The sequence below is a fragment of the Streptomyces sp. RPA4-2 genome (genome assembly GCF_012273515.2).
Taxonomy (GTDB): domain Bacteria; phylum Actinomycetota; class Actinomycetes; order Streptomycetales; family Streptomycetaceae; genus Streptomyces; species Streptomyces kaempferi.
Genome location: NZ_CP050975.2, coordinates 6,403,986 through 6,425,873 on the forward strand (window position 1 = coordinate 6,403,986; position 21,888 = coordinate 6,425,873).

Annotated in this window: 20 protein-coding genes and 1 pseudogene; 15 read left to right on the forward strand and 6 right to left on the reverse strand. The window is 71.7% G+C overall.

Going from position 1 to position 21,888, the window contains the following annotated elements; all coding sequences use genetic code 11:
* Positions 1 to 4: 4 nt before the first annotated feature.
* A complete protein-coding gene (locus HEP85_RS28155) occupies positions 5 to 238 on the reverse strand; it encodes an Lrp/AsnC family transcriptional regulator (protein ID WP_003997603.1) in 234 nt (77 codons plus the stop codon).
* A 206-nt stretch (positions 239 to 444) separates the two neighbouring features.
* Between HEP85_RS28155 and HEP85_RS28160 the strand changes: the two genes are divergently transcribed.
* Positions 445 to 1,410 carry a thiamine-phosphate kinase gene (locus HEP85_RS28160; protein WP_168530406.1) on the forward strand — a complete coding sequence of 322 codons (966 nt, stop codon included), beginning with the start codon at positions 445 to 447 and terminating at the stop codon, positions 1,408 to 1,410.
* A 204-nt stretch (positions 1,411 to 1,614) separates the two neighbouring features.
* On the opposite strand, the gene rpmB is transcribed toward HEP85_RS28160, so the two are convergent.
* A complete protein-coding gene (rpmB, locus tag HEP85_RS28165; RefSeq protein WP_168530407.1) occupies positions 1,615 to 1,800 on the reverse strand; it encodes a 50S ribosomal protein L28 in 186 nt (61 codons plus the stop codon).
* Between the two features lie 260 nt (positions 1,801 to 2,060).
* On the opposite strand from rpmB, the gene HEP85_RS28170 reads away from it, so the two are divergent.
* Entirely contained in the window at positions 2,061 to 3,830 is a 1,770-nt protein-coding gene (locus HEP85_RS28170) for a DAK2 domain-containing protein (protein WP_369657869.1), read from the forward strand.
* Between the two features lie 292 nt (positions 3,831 to 4,122).
* Here HEP85_RS28170 and HEP85_RS28175 read toward each other — a convergent pair.
* A pseudogene (locus HEP85_RS28175) lies at positions 4,123 to 7,150 on the reverse strand (tetratricopeptide repeat protein).
* An 11-nt stretch (positions 7,151 to 7,161) separates the two neighbouring features.
* Positions 7,162 to 9,000 carry an HSP90 family protein gene (locus tag HEP85_RS28180; protein WP_168530408.1) on the reverse strand — a complete coding sequence of 613 codons (1,839 nt, stop codon included), beginning with the start codon at positions 8,998 to 9,000 and terminating at the stop codon, positions 7,162 to 7,164.
* A 165-nt stretch (positions 9,001 to 9,165) separates the two neighbouring features.
* On the opposite strand from HEP85_RS28180, the gene recG reads away from it, so the two are divergent.
* From recG to mutM, 8 genes are all read left to right on the forward strand, one after another.
* On the forward strand, positions 9,166 to 11,382 hold the full coding sequence (recG, locus tag HEP85_RS28185; protein ID WP_168530409.1) for an ATP-dependent DNA helicase RecG: 2,217 nt from the start codon (positions 9,166 to 9,168) through the stop codon (positions 11,380 to 11,382).
* 180 nt (positions 11,383 to 11,562) lie between these two features.
* Complete coding sequence (gene rsmD / locus HEP85_RS28190) at positions 11,563 to 12,150, forward strand: 16S rRNA (guanine(966)-N(2))-methyltransferase RsmD (RefSeq protein WP_329527492.1); 588 nt, start codon at positions 11,563 to 11,565, stop codon at positions 12,148 to 12,150.
* A gap of 26 nt (positions 12,151 to 12,176) precedes the next feature.
* Positions 12,177 to 12,656 carry a pantetheine-phosphate adenylyltransferase gene (coaD, locus tag HEP85_RS28195; protein WP_211118255.1) on the forward strand — a complete coding sequence of 160 codons (480 nt, stop codon included), beginning with the start codon at positions 12,177 to 12,179 and terminating at the stop codon, positions 12,654 to 12,656.
* 99 nt (positions 12,657 to 12,755) lie between these two features.
* The gene (locus HEP85_RS28200; protein ID WP_168530412.1) at positions 12,756 to 13,826 is read left to right on the forward strand and encodes an ATP synthase F0 subunit B; all 1,071 of its coding nucleotides are present in this window, start codon (positions 12,756 to 12,758) and stop codon (positions 13,824 to 13,826) included.
* 134 nt (positions 13,827 to 13,960) lie between these two features.
* Positions 13,961 to 14,617, forward strand: a complete 657-nt coding sequence (locus tag HEP85_RS28205) for a DUF177 domain-containing protein (protein WP_168534098.1) — start codon at positions 13,961 to 13,963, stop codon at positions 14,615 to 14,617.
* Between the two features lie 2 nt (positions 14,618 to 14,619).
* A complete protein-coding gene (gene rpmF / locus HEP85_RS28210) occupies positions 14,620 to 14,793 on the forward strand; it encodes a 50S ribosomal protein L32 (protein WP_006139588.1) in 174 nt (57 codons plus the stop codon).
* Positions 14,794 to 14,812: 19 nt separating this feature from the next.
* Positions 14,813 to 15,670: a ribonuclease III gene (rnc, locus tag HEP85_RS28215; RefSeq protein ID WP_168530413.1), complete on the forward strand. Its 858-nt coding sequence runs from the start codon at positions 14,813 to 14,815 to the stop codon at positions 15,668 to 15,670.
* Positions 15,671 to 15,855: 185 nt separating this feature from the next.
* Positions 15,856 to 16,716, forward strand: coding sequence for a bifunctional DNA-formamidopyrimidine glycosylase/DNA-(apurinic or apyrimidinic site) lyase (gene mutM / locus HEP85_RS28220; RefSeq protein ID WP_168530414.1), 861 nt, complete (start codon positions 15,856 to 15,858; stop codon positions 16,714 to 16,716).
* 76 nt (positions 16,717 to 16,792) lie between these two features.
* Here the strand turns inward: mutM and HEP85_RS28225 are convergent, their stop codons facing one another.
* Positions 16,793 to 17,200 (reverse strand): helix-turn-helix domain-containing protein, encoded by a 408-nt coding sequence (locus tag HEP85_RS28225; protein ID WP_168530415.1) that lies wholly within the window; start codon positions 17,198 to 17,200, stop codon positions 16,793 to 16,795.
* Between the two features lie 100 nt (positions 17,201 to 17,300).
* Between HEP85_RS28225 and HEP85_RS28230 the strand changes: the two genes are divergently transcribed.
* The 3 genes from HEP85_RS28230 (at position 17,301) to HEP85_RS28240 (ending at position 19,521) form a co-directional block, all read left to right on the forward strand.
* A complete protein-coding gene (locus tag HEP85_RS28230) occupies positions 17,301 to 17,885 on the forward strand; it encodes a flavodoxin family protein (protein WP_168530416.1) in 585 nt (194 codons plus the stop codon).
* Positions 17,886 to 18,175: 290 nt separating this feature from the next.
* Positions 18,176 to 18,715: a SigE family RNA polymerase sigma factor gene (locus HEP85_RS28235; RefSeq protein ID WP_168530417.1), complete on the forward strand. Its 540-nt coding sequence runs from the start codon at positions 18,176 to 18,178 to the stop codon at positions 18,713 to 18,715.
* Positions 18,712 to 19,521 carry a hypothetical protein gene (locus tag HEP85_RS28240; RefSeq protein WP_168530418.1) on the forward strand — a complete coding sequence of 270 codons (810 nt, stop codon included), beginning with the start codon at positions 18,712 to 18,714 and terminating at the stop codon, positions 19,519 to 19,521. The genes HEP85_RS28235 and HEP85_RS28240 overlap by 4 nt, the downstream gene beginning before the upstream one ends.
* Positions 19,522 to 19,781: 260 nt before the next feature.
* Here HEP85_RS28240 and HEP85_RS28245 read toward each other — a convergent pair whose 3' ends face one another.
* Positions 19,782 to 20,756, reverse strand: coding sequence for a CAP domain-containing protein (locus HEP85_RS28245; protein WP_168530419.1), 975 nt, complete (start codon positions 20,754 to 20,756; stop codon positions 19,782 to 19,784).
* A gap of 142 nt (positions 20,757 to 20,898) precedes the next feature.
* On the opposite strand from HEP85_RS28245, the gene HEP85_RS28250 reads away from it, so the two are divergent.
* Both HEP85_RS28250 and HEP85_RS28255 read left to right on the forward strand, forming a co-directional pair.
* A complete protein-coding gene (locus HEP85_RS28250; protein WP_168530420.1) occupies positions 20,899 to 21,180 on the forward strand; it encodes an acylphosphatase in 282 nt (93 codons plus the stop codon).
* Positions 21,181 to 21,561: 381 nt separating this feature from the next.
* Complete coding sequence (locus tag HEP85_RS28255; protein WP_107021972.1) at positions 21,562 to 21,765, forward strand: hypothetical protein; 204 nt, start codon at positions 21,562 to 21,564, stop codon at positions 21,763 to 21,765.
* The last annotated feature ends 123 nt before the right edge of the window (positions 21,766 to 21,888 follow it).

Genomic DNA, 21,888 nt, shown 5'->3' on the forward strand with positions numbered 1-21,888 from the left:
GGGGCTAGAGGTGCACCACCGGGCAGGTCAGGGTGCGGGTGATGCCATCCACTTGCTGGACTTTCGCGACCACCATGCGGCCGAGATCGTCCACGGTGTCGGCCTGGGCCCGCACGATCACGTCGTACGGTCCTGTCACGTCCTCGGCCTGGATCACCCCCGGGATCTTGCTGATCGTTTCGGCGACGGTCGACGCTTTGCCGACCTCCGTCTGGATCAGGATGTACGCCTGTACCACGGAACCTCCAGGGCGGCCACGAGGATCATGTGGGGAAAAGGAACGCCACGGTATCGCGTCGCCGCTCGCCGCGGGGAGACCCGCGGGGACTGTGGCTTGCGCGCCGGGGTGCGCGGACTGCACAAGTTGACGGTCAACTCGACCGTACCGAGGACAGAGACGGCTCGCTACCGGGCACCGGTGGCGGCAGAGGGAGCAGTACGACGATGAAGGGCACCGTGGGCGAGTTGGGGGAGTTCGGGCTCATCAAGGAGCTCACCTCGCGTCTGACCACCACCCCGGCGGTCCGGGTCGGCCCCGGCGACGACGCCGCGGTGGTGGCCGCGCCCGACCGCAGGGTCGTGGCGAGCACCGACATCCTCCTGGAGGGCCGGCACTTCCGCCGCGACTGGTCGACGGCGTACGACGTGGGGCGCAAGGCGGCCGCCCAGAACCTCGCGGACATCGCCGCGATGGGCGCCGTACCGACCGCGCTGCTGCTCGGTCTGGTCGTACCGGCCGAACTGCCGGCCACCTGGCCGTCCGAGCTGATGGACGGGCTGCGCGACGAGTGCCAGGTCGCGGGCGCGGCCGTGGTCGGCGGCGATGTCGTACGGGGAGACACCATCACCATCGCGATCACCGCGCTCGGCGATCTGCGCAACCACGAACCGGTGACCCGGGGCGGCGCACAGCCCGGCGACGTGATCGCCGTGACGGGCTGGCTGGGCTGGTCGGCGGCCGGACACGCGGTGCTCTCCCGCGGCTTCCGTTCGCCGCGGGCCTTCGTCGAGGCGCACCGGCGCCCCGAACCGCCGTACCACGCGGGTCCCGCGGCCGCCGGGCTCGGCGCGACGGCGATGTGCGACGTGAGCGACGGGCTGATCGCCGACCTGGGGCACATCGCCGAGGCGAGCAAGGTCAGGATCGACATCCGCTCGGGCGCCATCGACATCCCGTCGCAGATGAACGACATCGGCCAGGCCGTCGGCGTCGACCCGATCCAGTGGGTGCTCACCGGCGGCGAGGACCACGCGATCGTCGCGGCCTTCCCGCCGGACGTGAAGCTGCCCGCGCGCTGGAAGGTGATCGGCGAGGTCCTCAACCCCTCCGCGCTGCCGCAGGTCACGGTGGACGGCGCACCGTGGACCAGCAAGGGCGGCTGGGACCACTTCGGCGACATCGAGTCGTGAGGCCGTCGGGGCCGGTGCGGTGCGCGTCGAGGGCGTGCGCCGCGCTTGCCCATGGGTCGGTGTCCCGGGCGCTTGTGGCCTGGGAGTCCGTGTCCTGTACGTCTGCGTCCCGTGCGCCGGTGTGCGGACGGCAAAAAACCCGCCCACCGTGAGGTGGACGGGTTCAGTGCAAGCGAACCAGCAGTGGCCGCGCGCTGGCGGTTGTCAGCGCGTCACCTTGCCGGCCTTGATGCACGAGGTGCAAGCGTTCACGCGCTTCGGCGTCCCGCTCACCACGGTACGTACACGCTGGATGTTGGGGTTCCAGCGGCGGGACGTACGGCGGTGCGAGTGCGAGATGTTGTTGCCGAAGCCCGGCCCCTTGCCGCAGACGTCGCAGTTGGCAGCCACGGGTCACTCCAAAGACTTCAGATGCACTTACGGTGGATCCCGGCATGCCGGGATCAAGATCTAGGATCTGAGTGGCGGTGCCAGGGGGAAGACCCGATCGGAATCGGGCAACTGGAGCAGCATACAACGACTGCGTCCGGAGAACGAAACTACCATGGCCGCCCCGGGACCGGCCCCGGCCCTCCTCCGGACCCACTACCGACAGTAACCCGCTCTGGGTCTACGCTGCGTCCCACGTCCAGCAGCTCAAGGAGGCGCAGGTGCCGCAGGTGCCGCAGACATTGGATGCTCTCGCGGTGCGCACCTGGTGCGGCCTCGCGCTGGAGGCGCTGGGACGGGCCCGCGAGGAGATCGACGCCATCAATGTCTATCCGGTGGCCGACGGGGACACCGGGACGAACCTCTATCTGACCGTGGAGTCGGCGACGGCGGCGGTGGAGGCGGTCTTCGCGGGCCACGAGACGGTCGCCGACGCGGGCGACGGCCGCGCGAGCGCGGGGGAGGGGCGGCCCACACTCGCCGACGCCGTGCGGGCGATGGCGCACGGGGCGCTGATCGGGGCCCGCGGCAACTCCGGGACGATCCTCGCGCAGCTGCTGCGCGGTATGGCGCTGGTGCTGGCCGCCGCCGGTGAGAGCGCTCGCACCGATGCCGAGGCACTCCGTCTCGCCCTGCGGCAGGCCGCCGACTCCGCGCGCGACGCCGTCGCGCATCCGGTCGAGGGCACGGTCCTCACGGTCGCCTCCGCCGCCGCCGAAGCGGCCGGCGGCGCCGAGGGGGACTGCGGCACGGTCGCGCGCGCGGCCTACGAGGGAGCGCGGGCGGCCCTCGTGGCGACCCCCCGGCAACTCGCCGTCCTGGCCCGTGCCGGTGTGGTCGACGCGGGTGGGCGGGGGCTGGTGGCGGTCCTGGCGGCGCTGGTGGAGACGTTCACGGGGGAGTCGCCGCGCGCCGGGTGGGCGCTGGGAGAGGTGCACACGCGGGTGGCCATGGCGGCCGGGCCCGTGACCGAGGCCACCGCGGTCGCCGGCGCCCGTCCCGCTCCCGGCGTCGACGCCGGGCACGCCGGCCCCGGGTGCGCGGACGACCGGCCGGACGACGGAGGGCGGGCCTTCGAGGTCATCTACCTCCTGGAGGCCGAGGACGCGGCGGTGACGCGGTTGCGCGACCGGCTCGACCGCCTCGGGGACTCGCTCGTGGTCGTCGGCGGCGACGGACTGTGGAACGTCCACGTCCATGTGGACGACGCGGGCGCCGCGGTGGAGGCGGGCGTGGAGGCCGGGCGGCCGCACCGCATCAGGATCACGCACTTCGGGCTCGGGGACGCGCACACCGCGGGTGCGGCGGGGCTGCCGCCCCGGGAGCGGGCGCAGCGGGCCGTCGTGGCGGTGGTGCCCGGCGAGGGACTGGCCGGGCTGTACGCCGAGGCCGGGGCGACCACCGTGCTCGCGCGGCCCGGCGAGCCGCCCGCCAGCGGCGAGCTCGTGGACGCCGTACGGCGGGCCCACGCGCGCGAGGTGGTGCTGCTGCCCAACGACGCCGACCTGCGGCACACCGCGGCGGCCGCGGCGGAGCAGGCCCGTACGGAGGGGGTGCGGGTCGCGCTGATCCCGACCCGTTCCGCGGTCCAGGGCATCGCCGCGCTGGCCGTGCACGAGCCCGGGCGGCGCTTCGACGAGGACGTCGTCGCCATGACCTCGGCGGCGGGTGCCACCCGGTATGCGGAGGTCGCCGTCGCCGAGCGGCAGTCCTGGACCATGGCGGGCATCTGCCAGGCCGGGGACGTACTCGGTCTCATCGAGGGGGATGTGGCCGTGATCGGTGCGGACATCGCGGCCACGGCCGAGGCGGTCATCGACCGTATGCTCGCCGCCGGTGGTGAGATGGTGACGCTCGTCCTCGGTGACGAGGCGCCCGGTGCCATCGCGGCGCGTCTCGAATCCCGGGTCAGGGAGACGTACTTGGCGGTCGACACGGTGGTGTATCGAGGGGGTCGGCAGGGTGCGCTGCTGCTGATCGGCGTGGAATAGCACCGCCGGCCCAGCGCACCCCGGGGTTTTTCGCCCCCGCCGCCCCTACCCGTCCCATCCCTGGGGCTGCGCCCCCAGACCCCCGCAATCGCCCGAGAACTCGTCCTCAAACGCCGGACGGGCTGGGTAGTCAGCCCGTCCGGCGTTTGAGGACAAGGCCCTTAAGGCCGACCGGGGGTCTGGGGGCGCAGCCCCAGGTACGGGATGGGACGGGTAGGGGCGGCGGGGGCGAAGACAAGGTGGTTGGTAAGCCAGGTGGACGTGGGTCCCCGCTCCGGTCACCCCCCACGCCTCACTCCTTACCCCGCTCCTCCATCATCCTCAGCATGTTCTCCGCCTCGGCACACCGCGCCCCCGCGGCCCCGTCCCCCTCCGACGCCCCCCGCGTAAGCGGCCAGAACACCGCGCGCCCGCGCCGCCGCGGCGGCCCGGAGCAGGTCCGCCTCCAGCCACCCCGCGGCAAGCTCCGCCCCGGTCCGCGCGTCGAGCGCCTCGTCCCCCAGGGGCGCGAACACCGATACGGCCCGCGTGACATGACCCAACGCCTCCCCGAAGAGCCCCCGGGCGACGCCCTCCTGCGTGTCGTCAGTGACCGACCGGGCGACGAGGTCGCCGAACTGCCGGTGGGTGTGGCCGAGTTCGGAGACGAGACGGAGGGCGACCGGGCCCTGTGGGTCCTCCACGCTCCCCGTCCCGGAAAGCGCCCGCACCCCCTCCTCGCACTCCCGCACCGCCTCCGCCATCAGCTCCCGCGCCGCGTCCAGCCCCGCCCCCGTACGCAAGGACGCCCAGGCCCGCGCCCGCAGCGACCGCACCAGCGCGTGCACGTTGCCGAGCTCCCGCCACAGGTCGCCGGCCCGGGCGTAGGCCCCCTCCGACTCGGCGGGCAGCCCGGCGCGACCGAGCGCTTCGGCGGCGAGATGGGCGAGCGTCGCGTGGTCGCGCTGCTCGGGCCAGTGCCGGGCGATGTCCGCGGCCCGCAGCCAGTTCTCGGCCGCGGCCCGGTGCTCACCGAGCTCGGTGAGACAGTCGCCGAGCCACCACCGTGTCTGCACGATGGCACCGTCACCGTGCATGTCACCGGTCAGATCGGGCAGCGCCGACTCCAGGATCTCCGCGGCCTCGGCCCAACGCCCCTGCCGGAGCAGGAAGCCGCCCAGCTGGTGGCGGGCCCAGGCCCCGAGCGTGGGCCCCTGCCCGGCCTCGTCGGCCCAGTGCGCGGCCTCCAGCGCGTGTTCCGCGGCGGCGGCGTCCTGCTCGGTCTCGCCGAGGATCTCGGCGAGCTGGAGGTGCAGCTGTGCCTGCCCCATCGGCTCCAGACGGGGCCCGCCGTGCTCCAGCGCGGCCCGTGCGGCCCGCTCGGCGCCCTGCGCGTCGCCCAGGTGCCGGGCGATTCCGGCGAGCCGGGACTCGTACTCCACGGCGAACGACGGCAGTCCGGCCGCCACGAACGCCTCCGCCGCGCGTCCGAGCAGTTCCGCGGCGGCCGCGGCGTCCCCGGAGTGCGCCGCGAGCTCGCCGAGCATCGCCTGCGCCTCCGCGGCCCGCGAGGCCATCCGTACGTCCGCGACATGCGGCTCGGCGAGCGCCAGCAGCTCCCGTACGGCCGCCTCGGCGGCCCGGACCCCGTCGGCGTCGGCCGCATCGGGCCGCCCCGGCCCGGACCCGTCCGCGTCGCCGCCCTCCTGCACCCGGTGCACCAGGATCCGTGCCCGTCCCACCAGCACGGATGCCGTCTGGGACACGCCCGTCCCGCCGTCCGCGAACAGAGCGAGCGCCTTCTCGTGCAACTCGGTGACGGCCTCCAGTGCCTCCTCGGACCCGCCGACGAGGGCGAGGACGTACGCGGCGCGGGCGCGGGCGGCGAGCGCCTCCCCGGGGTCGCCCGCCGCGTCGTACAGCTCCGCGGCCTCGTGGAAGAGTCCGATGCCCTCGGGCCCGCGCTCCATCGCCGCGTGGTCGGCGATCTCCGCGCGGTCGCGGACCTCCAGCTCCAGGCCCTCGGCCGCGCGCGCGACCGCCGCCCAGGCCGCCACGGCGTCCGGGTCGCGGGACTGCGACAGCCGCCGGGCCTCGGCGAGCAGCGCGGGCAGGTCGGGCCCGGTGGCCGGCTCGGGGCCGTCGTTCCCCGGCCGCGGTGTCCTGTCCGGGCTCGGGACCGACCCGGGGCGCGCGTCCGGGTCCGACGCGGTGGCGGCCGTGGCCGTCGGTACGTGCCGTGCCGAGCGCACGCCCAGCGGCAGCCGGTCCACCAGCGGACGCCGGTCCATCCGCGCCCGCGCCCGCCCGCTGACGTACGACGTGCCGTTGCGCGCGTCGAAGCGTGCCGCGAGCGAAAGGGCCTGCTCGCGCGCGTGGACGGCGAGTTCGGCCGCGGTCCACGCGCGCCCGGCCGGTCCAGGGACCGTCCGCCCGCCGAGGCCGAGCCCGGTCAGGCGGCCCATCACCAGGGCGGTCACGGCCATGAAGTCGAGCTTGCTGCGCGGGTCGCCGGAGTCCGTGAAGTAGGCGGGCCGCTCGGCGAGCAGTTCCAGGGCGCGCGCCTCGTTCCCCGACAGCGCGCAGAACTCCACGTGGTCCGCGTAGGCCGCGCGCATGCTCTCCATGGGGCGCACCAGACGCAGGCCCCGGAGGTGATGGGCACGGGCCTCCTCCAGGCGGCCCAGGCGCAGCAGCGGGACGAGGGAGGACGCCAGTACGGTGTGCGGCTCGTGGGCGCAGCTGTGCTCGCCCTCCAGGACCGGGCGCCACAGCTCCAGCGCCTCCGTGTCGGCGTCCCGCTCGGCCCGCCACCATCCCTGGCTGTGCAGTTCGCACGCGTGGCAGTCCGCCATGCTGTCCCGGTCGGCGGCCAGCCAGGCGGCATGGGCGCGTTCCGCGCGCTCCATGTCCCCCAGGTGCGCGGCCACGCTGAACTCGGCACCGCGCACGGCCCGTTCGGAGTGACCGGCGAGCCGGTAGCGGTACTCCATCTCGCCGAGCCACTTCTCTATGGAGGCGAGCGGGATGTGCGGCTGGTCGAGCATGCCGGCCGACAGCCACTTGAAGACCCAGTGCAGCGAGTGGATCTCGTACTCGTCGAAGTCCTCGGGGTGTTCGTCCCACAGGCGCAGCAGGCGCGCGAAGGGGACGAACATCTTGTCCTTCTCGGAGCTGTAGTTGTAGACCTTCAGCTGGTGTCCGAGCGCTTCGATCACGGCGAGCGGGATGTCCAGCTTCTCCGCCTCGGCGAGCAGCTGTTCCGCGCGCGCGTTGCGGGCGGGCCCCTCCGGCTGCTCGTAGTTGTCCCCCATCGCCTGGCGCAGGGTGTCGAAGTCCATGGCCGGGCCGCTCATCCGCGGTCGTCCTCTCCGGTGTCGGTGTGGGTGGCCCATTCCAGGAGGCCGATGAACGAGCGGTTCAGGAGCGCCGAGTCGGCGGGCCGCAGCGGGCGCTGCGCCATCAGGAGGGCCTGGCCGTAGAGGGACTCGGTGGCGGTGCCGATCAGCTCCGGGTCGCGCAGTGAGCTGATGCGCCGGATCAGCGGGTTGAGATGGTTGAGCACCAGACGCGCGCGTGGTGCGCTGCCGCGCAGCGAGCCGAGAATGCCCGCCCACAGGTCGTCGGCCTGCTCCTCCGCCTCCGCGCGGGCCTGCTCGTGACGGGCCGCCCGGTCGTCCAGGTGCAGGGCCGGGACCGAGAGCGGGTGGAAGGCGCGCAGTGACACGTCGCAGCCCAGCGGGTCGAGCTTGGCGCGCGCGGCCGCCAGGAAACCCGAGAGGGCCAGCTCCTCGGCGGGGTCGATCGCGTCCAGGTGCGCCGTGACGGTGTCGGCGTCCAGCTCCGCGACCACCGCGCCCGGACGCACCGAGGGCAGCGCCTCCACCAGCTCGCTGTCGTAGGTGTAGCCGCCGTTGACGACACCGATGCCCTGTGCGGAGGCGATGGGCGCGACCTGGCGGTACTCCTCCACCGTGCGCGTGAAGTGCACCACCGGGTGGCGGAGCGCGAACTCCTCCAGGGACAGCCGTCCGTCGGTCGTCTCGAAGGGCAGCCACGGCAGCATCGTGCGCAGCATCTCGTTGTCGTGCCGCGCCAGTGACTTCACGCCCAGGTGGTGGACGGACAGGAAGGCCGCCAGCCGCTCCGGGTCACCCGCCGCGAGTCCCGTCAGCCACGACCGGATGCGCTCGCCGAGGGCCTCGCGCACGGCCGCCAGGGTCTCGTCCTCGTAGAGCGACTCGCGCGACGCGGTGGGCCGCAGGCTGTCGGTGTCCAGGACACAGCGCACGAAGAACGCCCAGTCGGGCAGCAGCTGTTCGGCCCGCTCGGTCAGCAGCATGCCCTTCAGATGCACCCGGTGGCTCGCGCGCTGCGCGGGGCTGACCGCGGTCGGCAGGACGTACGCGACGCCCCGTACCCCCGCGAGCGGCACGTTCAGTTCGATCGAGTCCAGCGGAGTGAAGCCGAACAGCTCGTGGCAGTGCCGGGCCAGGGCCACCCTGCGGGTGGCGGGGCTCGGATGGGCGCGGTCCCAGGGCGCGGGAAGGTCCGCGATCGCCTCGTCGCCGACGCGTACGTCGTACGGCAGCAGGGAGCCGAAGTCGCGGGCCAGTGACCGCACCCGCTCCTCGGTGAGCCACTCGCCGGCTCCGGCGCGCGCCACCAGGTGCACGGTGGTGCCCGGTTCGGTACGGGCCTCGTGCGGCAGCGTGCGCACGGTGTACGAGCCGTCGTCGGTCGCCGTCCACTCCACGGGCGCCGCGTCGGGCGTCCGGGCGCTGCGGCTGACGACGCGGATGCGCTCGGCGACCACGAAGCACGCCAGCAGTCCGATGCCGAACTGCCCCAGGAAGTCGGAGCGGGCCGCCTGGATGCCGTCGTCCCGCTTGGAGCTGCGGCCGATCGTCGCGAGGAGGCTGTGCACGTCGGACTCGGTGAGCCCGATGCCGGAGTCCTCCACGCGCAGGGTGCCGCCCGCCGCGTGCAGCCGCACGGTGGCGGGCGCGTCCGGCTGTTCGGCGCGCCGGGCGGTGATCGCGTCCACGGCGTTCTGCAGCAGTTCGCGCAGATAGACCTTGGGGCTCGAGTACAGGTGATGGGAGAGCAGGTCCACCAGACCACGCAGGTCGACCTGGAACGAATGGGGTGACGGGGATGCCTGGGATGGCTGTGAGGTCTGGGAGTCCATCGTCGCTGCGCCGAGGGTGGGGGGACGGGCGACGGCGCGGGGTCGGGCGGTCCCGGCGGACGGTGACCGCGAAGAGGTCCGGAGCGCGCCATCCTAGGCCCGAACGAGCCGCCTGACCAGCGGATTTCCAGGACGTATACGGCATTGTCGGTGGTGTGGTGTGCAATGGATCTCGTGCCCGCGCTCGATGAACCACTGAAGAAGGTGCTCGGCCCTCCCACCGCGAAGGTGATGGCCGAGCATCTCGGCCTGCACACCGTCGGTGATCTCCTGCACCACTATCCGCGCAGATACGAGGAGCGCGGACAGCTCACCCACCTCGCCGACCTGCCCATGGACGAGCATGTGACGGTGGTCGCCCAGGTCGCCGACGCGCGCCTGCACACCTTCGCCTCCTCCAAGGCGCCGCGCGGCAAGGGCCAGCGCCTGGAGGTGACCATCACGGACGGCAGCGGCCGCCTCCAGCTGGTCTTCTTCGGCAACGGCGTGCACAAGCCCCACAAGGACCTGCTGCCCGGCACCCGCGCGATGTTCTCGGGCAAGGTCTCCGTCTTCAACCACCGCCTCCAGCTCGCCCACCCGGCCTACGAACTGCTGACCGGTGACGGCGACGAGGCCGTGGAGAGCGTCGACAGCTGGGCCGGTGCCCTCATCCCGATCTACCCGGCCACCGCCAAGCTGGAGTCCTGGAAGCTCGCCAAAGCCGTCCAGACGGTACTGCCCAGCGCCCAGGAAGCCGTCGACCCGCTCCCGGACTCCCTTCGCGACGGCCGCGGCCTGGTGACCCTCCCCGAGGCCCTCCTCAAGATCCACCGTCCGCACACCAAGGCGGACATCGGCGACGCCCGCGCCCGCCTCAAGTGGGACGAGGCCTTCGTCCTCCAGGTCGCCCTGGCCCGCCGCCGCCACGCCGACGCCCAACTCCCCGCCGTGGCCCGCGTCCCCGCACCGGACGGCCTGCTCACCGCCTTCGACGCCAAGCTCCCTTTCACCCTCACCGAGGGCCAGCGGAAGGTCTCCAAGGAGATCTTCGACGACCTCGCGACGGAGCATCCGATGCACCGGCTGCTCCAGGGGGAGGTGGGCAGTGGGAAGACACTGGTCGCCCTGCGCGCCATGCTCGCCGTCGTCGACGCGGGCGGGCAGGCCGTGATGCTCGCGCCCACCGAAGTGCTCGCCCAGCAGCACCACCGGTCGGTCACCGAGATGATGGGGGAGCTGGCCGAGGGCGGGACGCTGGGCGGCGCCGAGCACTCCACCAAAGTCGTGCTGCTCACCGGGTCCATGGGGGTGGCGGGGCGCCGGCAGGCGCTGCTCGACCTGGTCACCGGCGAGGCCGGCATCGTCATCGGCACACACGCGCTGATCGAGGACAAGGTGCAGTTCCACGACCTCGGCCTGGTCGTCGTCGACGAGCAGCACCGTTTCGGCGTCGAGCAGCGCGACGCCCTGCGCGGCAAGGGCAAGCAGCCCCCGCACCTCCTGGTCATGACCGCCACCCCCATCCCGCGCACGGTCGCGATGACCGTCTTCGGTGACCTGGAGACCTCCGTCCTCGACCAGCTCCCCGCGGGGCGCTCACCGATCGCCAGCCATGTCGTCCCCGCCGCGGACAAGCCGCACTTCCTCGCCCGTGCCTGGGAGCGCGTGCGCGAGGAGGTGGGCAACGGCCATCAGGCCTACGTGGTCTGCCCCCGCATCGGGGACGGGGAGGACGACCCGAAGAAGGGCGCCAAGAAGAAGTCGCCCGAGGACGAGGCCGAGAAGCGCCCGCCCCTCGCCGTCGTCGACATCGCCCGGCAGCTGGCCAAGGGCCCCCTCCAGGGACTCCGGGTCGAGGTCCTGCACGGCCGTATGCCGCCCGACGACAAGGACACCGTGATGCGCGGCTTCGCCGCCGGCGAGACCGACGTCCTGGTCGCCACGACCGTCATCGAGGTCGGCGTGAACGTGCCGAACGCCACGGCCATGGTGATCATGGACGCCGACCGGTTCGGCGTCTCCCAGCTCCATCAGCTGCGCGGCCGGGTCGGCCGGGGTTCCGCGGCCGGACTCTGCCTGCTGGTCAGCGAGATGCCCGAGGCGAGCCCGGCCCGTCAGCGGCTGAACGCGGTGGCGTCCACACTCGACGGTTTCGAACTCTCGCGCATCGACCTCGAACAGCGCCGTGAGGGCGACGTCCTCGGCCAGGCCCAGTCCGGCGTCCGCTCGTCGCTGCGCATGCTCACCGTCATCGAGGACGAGGAGATCATCGCCGAGGCCCGTGAGGAGGCGGCCGCGGTCGTCGCCGCCGACCCGGAACTCGCCGGGTTCCCGGGTCTGCGCACCGCCCTGGAGGCGCTCCTGGACGAGGAACGCGAGCAGTATCTCGACAAGGGCTGACAGGAACTCCCGAGGCCGACGGGAGCCGTAGGGTGCCCGACCGGGCGGACAGCGACCGGCGGGAGCCCTGCCCGGGAAGCACCCCTGCCCGGGAAGCACCCGGAGGCGGGGCGGGGAGGCGGGATCCGGGCTCCGGCTGAGACACTGGCAGCCGACACGTCACCAGCGCAAAGGACCCTCATGACCCGCGTGATCGCCGGCCGGGCCGGCGGACGCCGTCTGGCCGTCCCGCCGGGCACCGGCACCCGGCCCACCTCCGACCGGGCGCGCGAGGGCCTCTTCTCCACCTGGCAGTCCCTGCTCGGCGGCCCGCTGGAGGGCGAGCGCGTGCTCGACCTGTACGCGGGCTCCGGCGCCGTGGGCCTGGAGGCGCTCAGCCGCGGTGCCGGACACACCCTGCTCGTCGAGTCCGACGCCCGCGCCGCCCGCGTCATCCGGGAGAACGTGAAGGCGCTGGGCCTGCCCGGCGCCGAAGTCAGGCCGGGCAAAGCGGAACAGATCGTTCAGGCACCGGCGCCCGCGGAACCGTACGACCTGGTCTTCCTCGACCCGCCCTACGCCGTGCCGGACGACGATCTTCGCGAGATTCTGCTCACACTCCGGACGCAGGGCTGGCTCGCGGGCGATGCGCTCGTCACCGTGGAGCGCAGCACCAGAGGCGGCGAATTCGGGTGGCCGGACGGTTTTGACGCGCTCCGGGCCCGTCGTTACGGCGAGGGGACCTTTTGGTACGGTCGCGCCGCCTCTACGTGCGAAGACGCACGATGACCGGACCGGAGAGCGAGGGACCACAGTTGCGCCGCGCCGTCTGTCCGGGGTCATTCGACCCCATCACCAATGGACACCTCGACATCATCGCCCGCGCTTCCAGGCTCTACGACGTCGTGCACGTCGTGGTGATGATCAATCAGTCGAAGCAGGGCCTGTTCACCGTCGACGAGCGGATCGAGCTGATCCGCGAGGTCACCGCGGAGTTCGGCAACGTCCAGGTCGAGCCCTACCACGGCCTGCTCGTCGACTTCTGCAAGCAGCGGGACATCCCCGCCATCGTCAAGGGACTGCGCGCGGTCAGCGACTTCGACTACGAACTGCAGATGGCCCAGATGAACAACGGCCTCTCGGGCGTGGAGACGCTGTTCATCCCGACCAGCCCCACCTACAGCTTCCTCTCCTCCTCGCTGGTCAAGGAGGTCGCGACCTGGGGCGGCGACATCTCCCACCTGGTGCCGCCGGTGGTCCTGGAGGCGCTGAAGGGGCGGCTCGGCCAGGACTGACGGGCTGACAGTCCGTCACCCGGTGTCGGGTGGGGCGGGAGTGGTCGTACAGTCGAACCGTCCGTCTCCATCACAGCTGTAGAGAGTGGCGAGCACACGGTGGACGTGCAGAAGAAGCTCGATGAGATCGTCTCGGCGGTCGGCAGCGCCCGCTCCATGCCCATGTCGGCCTCGTGCGTGGTCAACCGCGCCGAGCTGCTCTCGATGCTCGAAGAGGTGCGCCAGGCCCTGCCCGGCTCCCTCGCCCAGGCCGAGGAGCTCATCGGCGGCCGCGAGCAGATGGTCGAGCAGGCCCGCATGGAGGCCGACCGGATCATCGAGACCGCGCACGCCGAGCGCGGCTCGCTGATCTCCGACACCGAGGTCGCCCGCCGTTCCCAGAACGAGGCGGACCGCATTCTCGCCGAGGCCCGCCAGGAGGCCGAGGAGATCCGCGCCGAGGCCGACGACTACGTCGACTCCAAGCTCGCCAACTTCGAGGTCGTCCTCACCAAGACCCTCGGCTCCGTCGGCCGGGGCCGCGAGAAGCTCCTCGGCACCGGTCCCGGCATCGACGAGCAGGGCTACGAGGACGAGGACGCCCCCGAGCGCAGCCACGACCCCGAGACGCTGCGCCGCAACGCCGACGACTACGTCGACGTGAAGCTCGGCGCCTTCGAGGCCGTCCTCGCCAAGACCCTGGAGGCCGTCGGCCGCGGCCGGCAGAAGCTGCACGGCCGGATCGCCAGCGACGACCTGGGCGACCTGGGTGCCTTCGCCGAGGACGGGACCCCCGTCCAGCACACCAGCGACGCCGACTACCTGGCCGGCCTCGCCGAGCTCTCGGAGGTCCCCGAGCGGGTCGTCCAGAGCCCCGAGGTGCCGGCCCAGCCGTCCTACGCGCAGCAGCAGGACGCCTACGCGTACCAGCAGCAGGCGGACCCCTACGGCTACCAGCAGCAGTACGCCCAGCAGGACGCGTACGGCTACCAGCAGGCCGATCCGTACGCCGCCTACCCGCAGCACGGCTACGACCAGCAGCAGGGGTACGACCAGGGCGGTCAGCAGGGCTATCCGCAGCAGCCGACGCACGCCCTGGACCCGCAGGCGAACGCCCTGGACGAGACCAGCCTCTTCGACACCACCATGATCAGCGCCGAGCAGCTGAGGGCGTACGAACAGGGGCGCTGACACCGGATTGGGCCGAGAGCGAAAGGTCCAGTATCCTGGCTCTTCGGTCGCGTGTACGTCCGCGATCGCCGCTGCCCGGGAACACCAGGGGTGGCGGCCCCTCGAGTTTTTGAAGATCGAAAGCAGGAACGGCTCTGAACACCCACCTCGACCACCGCAACCCTCTCGTGTTCGACACACACGAGCTGGGCCGGCGTCCTGGTGCGCTGCAGCGCCTGACCCGCACGATCGAGGCCCCCAGGGATCTCGGGATCCAGGGAGTCATCGGAGTGCCGGAAGGCACCCCGGTGGAGCTCGAACTCAGGCTCGAGTCGGTCATGGAAGGTGTGCTCGTCACAGGCACCGCCCGTGCACGGGTCGAGGGGGAGTGCGTAAGGTGTCTGGAGCCGCTCGAGCAGTCGCTCGCCGCGGACTTCCAGGAGATGTTCTCGTACCCTGACGCCGACGACCGGGGCCGCGCCAAAGCGGATCCGGCCGACGACGCCGGGGAATCCACGGATAACGAGGACATGCTCTTCATCGAGGACGGCCTGTTCGACCTCGAACCCGTGCTGCGTGATGCGGTGGTGCTCGCACTGCCGATGCAGCCGGTGTGCCAGGACGACTGCCCCGGCCTGTGCTCCCAATGCGGAGCCCGGCTCGCGGACGACCCGGACCACCACCACGACGCCGTCGACATCCGTTGGGCGGCACTGCAGGGACTCGCTGGTTCATCCGGAGACGGCGAGAAGGACGAGTTGAGCGGCGGCGCGCTTCCATCAGCGCACGTCGACGAGAAGCAGGAGAAGTAGCCGTGGCTGTTCCGAAGCGGAAGATGTCGCGCAGCAACACGCGCCACCGCCGGTCGCAGTGGAAGGCTGCGGTCCCCACCCTGGTTGCGTGCGAGCGCTGCCACGAGCCCAAGCTGCAGCACATCGCGTGCCCGGCTTGCGGCACCTACAACAAGCGCCAGGTCCTCGAGGTCTGAGCGGCCGGTGAGAGGTCTGATGTCTGACGCCAAGGCGGAACCTAACGCCAAGAAAAAGGCGGAGAACACAGCCTCGTCCCACACGCTTCTGGAAGGGCGGCTCGGGTACAAGCTCGAGTCCGCCCTTCTGGTGCGTGCGCTGACCCACCGTTCCTACGCGTACGAGAACGGCGGTCTGCCGACCAACGAGCGGCTGGAGTTCCTCGGGGACTCCGTGCTCGGCCTCGTGGTCACGGACACGCTGTACCGCACCCACCCCGACCTGCCCGAAGGCCAGCTGGCCAAGTTGCGGGCCGCGGTGGTCAACTCGCGTGCGCTGGCGGAAGTGGGCCGCGGCCTCGAACTCGGCTCCTTCATCCGGCTCGGCCGGGGCGAGGAAGGCACGGGAGGCCGGGACAAGGCATCCATCCTCGCCGACACCCTTGAAGCGGTGATCGGCGCGGTCTATCTCGACCAGGGTCTGGAAGCGGCGGGCGAACTCGTCCACCGGCTCTTCGACCCGTTGATCGAGAAGTCCTCGAACCTCGGTGCCGGCCTGGACTGGAAGACCAGTCTCCAGGAGCTCACCGCGACCGAGGGGCTCGGCGTACCCGAGTACCTGGTCTCGGAGACCGGCCCCGACCACGAGAAGACCTTTACTGCTGCCGCCCGCGTCGGAGGCGTCTCGTACGGCACCGGCACCGGCCGCAGCAAGAAGGAGGCGGAGCAGCAGGCCGCGGAGTCCGCGTGGCGTGCGATCCGCTCCGCCGCGGACGAGCGCGCGAAGTCGGCCCAGGCCGCCGAGCAGGTGGCTCAGGCCGCTCAGCAGGCAGCCCAGGCCGCCGAGGAGGCCACCGAGGCTCCCTCGGCTCCGACCAGCGATCCGGCCACGGCCTGATTCCTTCGTAAGAACGCCGGCAGCACCCGCGGCGACCGTGGACCCCGCCCACCGGCGGTGTCGGCGGTCCCGCGGGACCGGCGGCACCAGCAGCAGCGCAGTAACCGCAGGGCCCGAACCCCGTCGCAGCGTCCGTGCCGCGGCGGGGTTCGAGCATCCCCGCAACCACACTCCGAAGGAGCGCCGTGCCCGAGCTGCCCGAGGTCGAAGTCGTGCGGCGCGGTCTGGAGCGCTGGGTCAGCGGGCGGACCGTGACCTCGGCCGAGGTACGCCATCCACGGGCCGTACGCCGTCATCAGGCCGGACCCGAGGGCTTCGCCCAGGCACTCGCCGGGCAGCGCGTCGGACCGGCGATGCGCCGCGGCAAGTACCTCTGGCTCCCCCTGGACGACTCCCCGTTCTCCGTACTCGCGCACCTCGGCATGAGCGGTCAGCTCCTGGTGCAGCCGGAGGACGCCCCGGACGAGAAGCACCTGCGCATCCGCGTCCGTTTCGACGACGCGCAGGGCACCGAACTGCGCTTCGTCGACCAGCGCACCTTCGGTGGCCTCTCCCTGCACGAGACCACCCCGGACGGCCTGCCGGACGTCATCGCGCACATCGCCCGCGACCCACTCGACCCCCTGTTTGACGATGCCGCGTTCCACGCCGCCCTGCGCGCCCGCCGCACGACGATCAAGCGCGCCCTGCTGGACCAGTCGCTGATCAGCGGCGTCGGCAACATCTACGCGGACGAGGCGCTCTGGCGCGCCAGGCTCCACTACGAACGCCCGGTGGCCGGCTTCACCCGGCCGCGCACCGCCGAACTCCTCGGCCACATCCGTGACGTCATGAACGAGGCCCTCGCCGTCGGCGGCACCAGCTTCGACAGCCTGTACGTCAACGTCAACGGCGAGTCCGGTTACTTCGACCGCTCACTCGACGCCTACGGGCGCGAGGACGAGCCCTGCCGCCGGTGCGGCACGCCCATGCGCCGGCGCGCCTGGATGAACCGGTCCAGCTACTTCTGCCCCCGCTGCCAGCGACCGCCCCGGGTCACCGGCTGACGCCGACGCGCGCCCGGAAGGGCCCTCGGTGACGGCGCGCCCCCGAAGGCCTTCTCGTCCCCTCAGGCCTCACGCCTCACGCGTCACGCGTCACGTCGTAGTGCTCACGCGCCTCCAGGACGTCGTCCATGCGTCCCTCCAGGAAGTGGATGAGGGTGAGCAGACGCTCCGCGACCTCCTGGCCGAGCGGTGTGAGGGTGTAGTCGACGCGCGGCGGGTTCGTCGGCTGGGCGTCGCGGTGCACCAGGCCGTCGCGCTCCAGCGCGTGCAGCGTCTGGGAGAGCATCTTCTCGCTGACGCCGTCGACCCGGCGCCGCAGTTCGTTGAAACGGAACGTGCCGCCGTGCAGCGCTCCGAGCGTGAGGGATCCCCAGCGTCCGGTCACGTGCTCCAGCGTGCCCCGGGACGGGCAGCTGCGCGCGAACACGTTGTAGGCGAGGTCCTGAAACTCACCGCTCTCGGCGGTGGGCACGGCGATTTCCATGCCATCACCATACTCCGAGTCAGCGCTAACCAGAAGGTTGCACTAACTAGAAGTTAGTGCTTTCCTTTTGTTCGTTGTCACCACCTGGAGGAGTCCTATCGTGAGCACCCCTGTTGTCTCCATCGCCTACCACTCGGGCTACGGCCACACGGCCGTTCTCGCCGAGGCAGTCCACTCCGGAGCGGCCGAGGCCGGTGCCGAGGTCCACCTGATCAAGGTCGACGGGATCACCGACGCCGAGTGGGAACGCCTCGACGCCTCGGACGCGATCGTCTTCGGTTCGCCGACCTACATGGGCACGGCGTCCGGCGCCTTCCACGTCTTCGCCGAGGCGTCCTCGAAGCGCTGGTTCGGGCAGGACTGGCAGGACAAGCTCGCCGCCGGGTTCACCAACTCCGGCTCCAAGAGCGGCGACAAGCTGCACACCCTGCAGTTCTTCCAGATCCTGGCCGCGCAGCACGGCATGAACTGGATCAACCTCGGTCTGCACCCGGGCTGGAACAGCAGCTCGGCGTCGGAGCACGACCTCAACCGCCTCGGCGTCTTCGCCGGTGCCGCCGCGCAGACCAACATCGACGAGGGCCCCGAGACCGTGCACAAGGCCGACATCGCGACGGCCGAGCACCTCGGCCGCCGGGTCGCGGAGGCGGCACGGGCGTTCTCGCTGGGGCGCGCGGCCGCGTAGGCGACGACGGGAGCGGCCAGGCCTTCTTGCGGGGTCCGCGCCGCACACGGGGCCGCGCCCCCTACGACAGGCCCGCGCCGCCCGCGCCCCCCACGACAGGGCCGCGCCCACCGTTCTCGGCGGGTGCGGCCCTGCCGTGCGCCGGGGCGGTCGGTGGCCGAAGAAGTCAAGGGCGGGGTCGTGTTGACGTCGTCGTGGCCGGCGCGGAGGTTTTTTCTTTCCCCGGAGTCCATGTACGAGGCAACGGTCCGGTCGGCTCATGGACTCATTCCCCCATGTAGGAGGTGTCCATGAGGGACGGCAAGCAGGTACGGGACGAGGAGTTCCGGAGATTCATGACCGGCCACTGGCCGCGACTGATGCGTACCGCGTTTCTCCTCACGGGGGAGCGGCACGCCGCCGAGGACCTGGCCCAGTCGACGATGGAGCGGGTCTACGCGGCGTGGCGCAGGGTCGGCTCCGCGGACGACCCGGAGGCGTACGTCCGGCGCGTGATGATCAACACGCACGCCCGCAGGCACAGAAGAAAACTGCGGGAGTTCCTGGCATCGAGGGACGACTCGGACCTGGTCGACGAGGTGGCCGACATCGACGACCGGATGGCCCAGGTCGACGACCGCCGCGCGCTGCTCGAAGCCCTCGGCCACCTGCCCGCCCGGCAGCGCGAGGCGGTGGTCCTGCGGTATTGGGCGGACCTGACGGAGACGCAGACGGCAGAGGCGATGGGCTGCTCGGTCGGCACGGTCAAGAGCAACGCGGCCAAGGGGATCACGAAGCTGCGCGCCCTGCCGGTACTCGGCGACGCGGTGTTGCAGAGGGGGCGGAAGTGACGAGCACGGACCTGGAGAACGACGGCATGGCACAGCGAGAGCTCACCCCCCTCCTCACGGACGCCGCGGACGGGTTCGAGGTCGGTGTGGCCCCCGTCCAGGCGGTCATGCGGGCCGGCGGCAGGCGCAGGGCGCGACGGCGGACGGTCACGGCGGTCGCGGCAGTGGTGCTGGCGGGATCGACGGGGGCGCTCGCGCTGACCGGCCTGCCCGGCACGGACGACCCCGCCACGCCCGCGAAGCCGGTCCCGGCGGACGGACGCCAGGTGGACGAGCCGCAGATCTCGCACGTGGGCTTCGGTACCTACGAGGGCAAGCAGTGGGGCGTCAACGTGCAGGTGTGGGCGGCGCCGCGCGACAGGACCGAGGCCACCCGGCAGATGAAGGCCATGAACAGCTGGGGGCTCACTCCGGCGACCACGGGCGGACCCTCCGACCTGGTCGGCAGGACGAGCTACTTCGTCCTGCGCGGTTACGGTGACTCCGGCACGCGGCTGGTGGCGTTCGACACGGTCGGCAAGCTGCCCCGGCCGGAGGGAACCGACATCCACGCCGTTCCCCAGCCCCTCACCGGGGACGGCGCTCCGCTGCGCCTGGTCGTCGGCACGGTCGCGAAGACCGCGAAGCAGGTCGCCTGCCATTGGAAGGACGGCAGCACCACCCTGGCCGACCTGGCTCCCGAGAACTCCGCTCAGCGCGGCACCCAGGCCGTGATCCGGTCCGTGCACGGCTATCCCACCGCGAACTGGTTCGTCTGCGTGGCCCCGGGATCCACCACGTACAAGTCCGCGGAGGTGACGAAGTAACCGGATGCCGGGCCCGAGCCGAACTGGCGAGGTGCCGTCCATCGACTGCGGGACGGCGCCCCGCGAGGCGCGGGGGCCCAGGAACCTGGCCCGCCGGTGTCAGCCGTCGTGTCCGGCGTCGGTGTCAGCCGTCGTGTCCGCTCCGACCGGCGAACCGGACCCGGGCCGCCACGGATGGTGTCCTCACGGACGAAGAACCCACGACGGACGGCCCGGACACGGCCCAGGAAGGCTCCTGGCCCTCCTCACCCGCGGCTGTCTCAGTAGCCGAAGTCCTGCGTCCACCAGGGACCGCCGGCGCCGAGGTGCACGCCGACGCCCAGGGTCTTGAAGTCGCAGTTCAGTATGTTGGCGCGGTGGCCCTCGCTGTTCATCCAGGCGTCCATGACCGCTGCCGCGTCTGCCTGGCCACGGGCTATGTTCTCGCCGCCGAGCGCGGTGATGCCCGCCTTCGCCGCACGGTCCCAGGGGCTGAGCCCGCTCGGGTCGGTGTGGTCGAAGAAGTCGCGCAGGGACATGTCCTCGCTGAAGGACTGGGCGAGGTCCGTCAGGGCGCTGTTCGCCGAGACCGGGGAGCAGCCGACCTTGGCCCGCTCCTCGTTGACCAGCTTGAGCACCTCGGCCTCCGCGGCGGCCTCGGCCGTCAGCGTCACCGGCGCGGTGGTCACCGGGGCCTTGGGCCTCGCGACCTCGGAGACCGGGGCCGAGGGCTCCGTGGGCTCGGCGGTCCTGCCCGGATCGGTGGTGGCCGGCTCCTGGGAAGGTGTCGCCGTCGGCGCGGTGGCCGCCGACGTGGCGGGGGGCGCGGAAGGGGCGGAAGCGCGGTCGGAGTCGCGGCTCGTCGACTGGTCGTCGCGGCTGTCCGCACTGCCCGAGGTGCCGCCCTGCTGGGTCTCCTGGCTCGACGGGGAACCGACGGCCTGCACCTGGTCGGAGTTGTTGCCCCCGCCGCCGAGCGCGTAGTCCTTCGCGCCGGGCACTACTCCGGCTGCGACGGCGACGGTGCCCAGGGCGACGGCCGCGGAGACACCGAGCAGACCCGTGCGAACGGGCGTCGCGGCCTTCCGCTTGCGGTGCGAGCGCGCGGCGGCCGTGCTCGGGAGGTCGGCGATGGCGGCATAGCCGTAGAGGTTCTCCGGCCCATAGCTTTCCGTGAGGGGTCCGTGCGTATCGGTGACCCCGGTGGCGCGGCTTGTGGCGGCGCGGCCGGCGGCGGAGCGTCGGTGGCGTCCCATCTCCTGGCCTTCCTCGATCTTTCGGTCAGCGTCCCTCACTCGAAAGAGTGAGTTTCATATGAGACTCATTGGACCGGGACGGTACCGCATGGCGGGAGGGGAGGAAGTGCCCGGAGAGACTTTGTCCGGTTAGCGTGCACGCATGAACGAGGTTGTACGACTGGTCGTCTGGGTACGCGGGCGTGTCCAGGGTGTGGGTTTCCGCTGGTTCACGCGGGCCAGGGCGCTGGAGATCGGCGGCCTGAGTGGTTTCGCCCTCAATCTGGACGACGGACGGGTCCAGGTCGTCGCGGAGGGCCCCAGAGTCGCGTGCGAGGGCCTGCTGGACTGGCTCCAGGGGGACGACACACCCGGGCGGGTGGACGGAGTCACTGAGATCTGGGACACGCCCCGGGGGATCTACGAGGACTTCGCCATCCGGTGACGGTGACGGGCACGAGGCCACCGCCGGACGCGCCGGCGCATGCCTCTGGCACCTGCCGGGAGCGGAAACGGCCTGGTGGTTGCCAAGAAGGGCTCGTCGTGGCAGGCTCCCGGGAGAAGGATCATCTCCACACCCCCAGGGCCCCACAGGAGTCGCAGCGCAGCCGCCCCAGAGCCGCGCGACAGCGGGTTGCCCCCCAATACGGGGTGTGATCGTGTTGACCGTCAAACTTTTTGGTGAGACGCTGAAAGCCCCGCGCACCTTAGCTGTTTGGCATGTGGAACCGCAGCAAGAATTTAGCAAGTGCCAAGCATCGCGGGTGCGATTCCCTCACGACCCACACCGCTTCGGTCGGTCACTCAGTGTGGAGGACCATCCATCATGGCAAAGGCGCTTCTCGGTTACGTCGGCGGTTCCGACCCGCGACTCATTGCCGAGATGCGACGGCTCCAGCAGCGCGTCCAGGACCTCGAATCCGAGCTCGGACGGATTCAGGCCGAGAACGACGCGCTCGCGGCTGCCGCTTCTCACGACTCGCTTCTCGAGAGCATCGACGTACCCCAGGCGGAGCCTGCGCTCACCTGATCACTGCACCGCACCACGACGGCAGTGGTTGGGCAGCCCCTATCAACCGCTAAGTTGTCAGATTTGCAAGGGACGCCTCTTCGGCGTCCCTTCTTCTTTCCCCCGCCTGTACTTCAAGCTCTT